Source organism: Candidatus Symbiopectobacterium sp. NZEC127 (assembly GCF_025962675.1).
Taxonomy (GTDB): Bacteria; Pseudomonadota; Gammaproteobacteria; order Enterobacterales; family Enterobacteriaceae; genus Symbiopectobacterium.
Genome location: NZ_JAGFPG010000115.1, coordinates 1 through 503 on the forward strand (window position 1 = coordinate 1; position 503 = coordinate 503).

General features: G+C 50.9%; 1 protein-coding gene. It reads right to left on the reverse strand.

Annotation, left to right across the window (positions count from 1 at the left end; genetic code table 11):
- Nucleotides 1-89 precede the first annotated feature (89 nt).
- The coding region (locus J5069_RS24190) for a KUP/HAK/KT family potassium transporter (protein ID WP_264646168.1) at nt 90-503 on the reverse strand (414 nt) is incomplete at its 5' end.

Consider the following 503-nt stretch of genomic DNA (forward strand, 5'->3'; position numbering starts at 1 on the left):
GCTGTTTACCCTGAAGGAAGGAGAAACCTTAAAACCGAACGGTAAATAATCACCAAAAATGACGCCCTCTATATCGAGGGCGTCATACACTAAATCTCTACCTGAATCCCCAGCTCTATCAGCCGGTTCGGCGGTATCTCAAACTGATCGGCTGCACGCAGAGCATTACGACTCAGCATCATAAACACCTTGCCGCGCACGCGCAGATACCAGGGCCGTTTGCCCATGGTCAGCGACTCATTGGACATGAAAAACGATGTTTCCATCATTTGGCACGCCAATCCCTCCTGCCAACAGCGGTGAAATACCTCTTCCACGTTGGGCGTTTCTCGCCAGCCGTAGTTGGCAATCACGCGCCAAAAGGTCGGGGAAAGCTGTTCAACCGTAACGCGCTGCACGTTATGCACATAGGGAACCGCTTCTGTGCGCATGGTCAGTAGTACCACCCTTTCATGCAACACTTTGTTGTGCTTGAGATTATGCAGTAATGCAAACGGGATAAC